A 3,442-nucleotide genomic window follows, 5' to 3' on the forward strand; every position below is an offset into this window, starting at 1 on the left:
GAAATATTGGAGATCCCTTGTTCCACCTTAATATCACTCACACTTTGTAGCGGAATCATCATGCCAGATTGTGTTGCGATGAAAAGGCTTTTTAGGGTACCAAGGTCATCGATTTCACTAAGATCTCTCTTAATGATAACATCAACTTCATCATTTCCAACGCGCATAGTGGTCGCTTCAACACCGCCGATTTCACCTCTTAGCTGAAGGGCAATGTTACTCACATTTGTCCCTAGTGGAATTGCCTTGAGTTTATCCACCTCAATCATAATTTGAGGGACGCCGACTGTTACAGATGAATCGATATTATAAACACCATCTGTTTTTCTCAGATAGTCAATAACCTCATTGGAGAACTTAAAAGTATCTTCTAGGCCTTCACCCTGTATCTTAAGAACAATTGGTTTACCCACAGGAGGACCTGATGCAATCCCATTTACAGAGATTTTGGCACCACTGATTTTAGAGGTTTCTTGTTGAATATCCTCAAGCACTGAAAAACCATTTTGAATGTGATTGTCAATGGTCACGCTGAATTTTACAAAGTCAATTTCTTGTCCACCTACTGTGACATTATAAGAAACTACCGCTTCATTTTTTAAGATAATTTCTTCAATTTCACTTGCTATTGCCTCATTTTGACTTAGGGTCGTACCACCAGGCGTGTCCACTAGTATTTCAAGTGCATCCGGTTCACTCTTAGGGAAAAAAGCAACTTTAAGAATGCCTGTGCCAAATGAAGACACACTGCCAACTAAGAGTAAAAGCCCTATTACAACCACAAGAAAACTGCGTCTTTTTTTACTGACGATCCATTCTACTAAACGCCCATAGGCTCTGGTGATTCGCGTATCTTCGAAATCTTCATCGCCTATGGTGAGAATTTTTAGGGTAATAAGTCCTGTAAAAACAAGCATCATGATCACTGCCAATACAGTGTTGCCATTAAAATTAAAGGCATAAAAGCTTAGGGCGGCAACCATTAAAATGGCCATGATATTTTTTAGCCACTTTACCTTGCCTGTGCTGTGATGTTTTTGATCCTTTAAGATTCTAGCCGCAATACTAGGGGTAATCACAAGGGAAACAAATAAAGAAACAGTAAGAGTAATCATAATTGTAAGTGGAATCGTTGATACAAAAGCACCTAGTATTCCAGGTAAAATTACAAGTGGGAAAAATGCCGCAAGTGTGGTAAGGGTCGATGAAACAATCGGGTAACCCACTTGATTTGTGCCTAAAAAAGCAGCCTCTTTACGCGTAAATCCGAGTTTTTTTATCCGGTCTATGTTTTCCATGACAATAATGGAGTTGTCTACCAATAAGCCGAGTGCCACGATCAATCCCAAAATTGCAAAGGTGTTAAAGGTAATGCCAAACAAATTTAAGAGCCCTAACGTGCCTAAGAGACTTAGGGGGATGGTGATTGATACGATCAAGGATTCACGAATGCCTATAAATAGAAAGAGTACGATAATAACAACGATTAAGCCAGATAAGGCACTTGATTGGATATTGGCTAAATCCTCGCCAACACTCTTTGCCATGTTGTCTGAAATATAGATTACTGCGTCTTCGGGATAGGCTGTCCCTTTAAGCTTAGCTATTTTATCTTCTATCAACTGACTAGTACCAATAACATCGCTGTTGACCTTTCGGTTGACTTTCATAAAAATAGAGTTCTGTGACTTGTCATTAATGCCTTTGATAAAGGTTTTGTTAATTGAATTAACCGTTTCAGTGCCAAATGAAACCTCAGCTAGGTCCTTAATAAAAACTTCTTGTCCAGAGCTACCTGTCACCACGACGTTCTCAATTTCTTCAAGTGCTTTAAAAGACTCATCAACCCTTAATGTATATCGAACGCCATTCAGCTCTAAATCTCCCACAGGAAGGCTAAGATTTGAAGCACTAATTGCATTTTTAATATTGGTCATGGTCATATTATAAGTGAGCATTTTATTTTCATTGGTGATAATATGGATTTCCTTCACACTTGTGCCAAAGAGATCTACACTATCGACACCCTTAATACCTTCAAGCTCATCTTGGAGGTTTTCAGCCATTTGTGTTAAGGTTTCAGTATCGTAATTGCCATTTACACTGATATTCATAAGTGGAATTTCTGATGTCTTAAAGATAAAACTTCTTGGTGTCAATACACCTTCTGAAAAATCGATTTCTCTAAGTGCATTGTCTACTTCAATTTTTTTGTTTTCGATATTGACGGATTCCTTAAATGAAATCGTAATGATAGAAAACCCAAAGGTAGAATCCGAGGTGATTTTATCAATATCCTCAAAATCCTTTACTTTGTTTTCAACCTTCTCTGTTACCAACAATTCAACGTCTTCAGGACTTGCCCCTGGATAAAGCGTTTGAATGGTAATTGCCGGAAAAACGATTTCTGGCAATGATTCCTTTGGTAGTGAAATTAGTCCAACTATACCTACACTAACAATCATAATCATCAGTAGCAGTGCCAATTGAAATTGATTTATAAATGCATTTGATAATCTCCCAATTAGGTTGATCTTCATATTGCTTTCGCGTAAATTATTTTTTGTGTCCATTAGATCGCCTCCAGAACCTCTTCATAACTTGAGACAAATTTAGTATGTCTATTTTTAGTATTTAACGTCACATATTTTGATGCCTTACCTCCAATTATAAAGGTTTTTTCAGATAATAAAACATCTTTTTGAACATTGTTCATATATTTTTCCAAGGGGTCTATTAACTCCGGCATGGTGATGGAAATTAATATTAAATCAATCTCGTTTTTAAGTACAAAATATGATAAATCTGCCACAGGAATTGCCGATGCCATGTAAAAAATCTCATACCCTTGCATGCCAAGTAGCTGCATAACCATTTTGATTGGAATTGTATGTTGCTCCAATGGTGCTGCCATACCAAGTATTTTTATACTTTTTGTTAAGTCTTTTTCATTGGACCTAATATTTTGATAGACAATATCCATTATCTCATTGATTTTCTGAGAGATATAGTGTTCATCTGCAACACTGATCATCTTAGTCTCCCATAGCCAACCAACCTTAGTCAAAGCATATCTAAAAACCTTCAAATAAATCTCACTCACCTTGACATCATTTTCAATCATGTGATTTATCATAGATAATGCAGCAATCTCATCCTGATTCATAATGTGTTTTAAAAACAAATCAGAAATTTCAACCCAATCCATTTCCACATGAGCACGACAAACAAGGTCATCCAGCGAGATTTTAAAATACTCAGCAATCTTCATTAAAATGTCGTGACTTGGTATTCGATACCCCGTCTCATAATTAGCAATTGCAGACTGAGCAATACCAATATTCTCAGCAAGTGATTTTTGGCTCAATTTATTTTCTTTTCTCAATTTTTTTAATTGTTCACTAAATTTATCCATTTGAATTTCTCCTTGATTAATCTATAC

The 3,442-nt window shown here is 36.5% G+C and carries 2 protein-coding genes; both read right to left on the minus strand.

Translation table 11 applies throughout. The features are described 5' to 3' along the window. Positions 1-2,573: efflux RND transporter permease subunit (locus AC220I_RS20190; RefSeq protein WP_486725668.1), on the minus strand; the 2,573-nt coding region annotated here is incomplete at its 3' end. Next, positions 2,573-3,415 (minus strand): helix-turn-helix domain-containing protein, encoded by an 843-nt coding sequence (locus AC220I_RS20195; protein WP_486725669.1) that lies wholly within the window; start codon positions 3,413-3,415, stop codon positions 2,573-2,575. The genes AC220I_RS20190 and AC220I_RS20195, both read right to left, overlap by 1 nt. Positions 3,416-3,442 lie beyond the last annotated feature (27 nt).

Source organism: Fusibacter sp., assembly GCF_057447755.1.

Coding starts and splice junctions, on each gene's coding strand:
- AC220I_RS20195 (WP_486725669.1), bottom strand. CDS start 3,415: ATGGATAAATTTAGTGAACAATTAAAAAAATTGAGAAAAGAAAATAAA.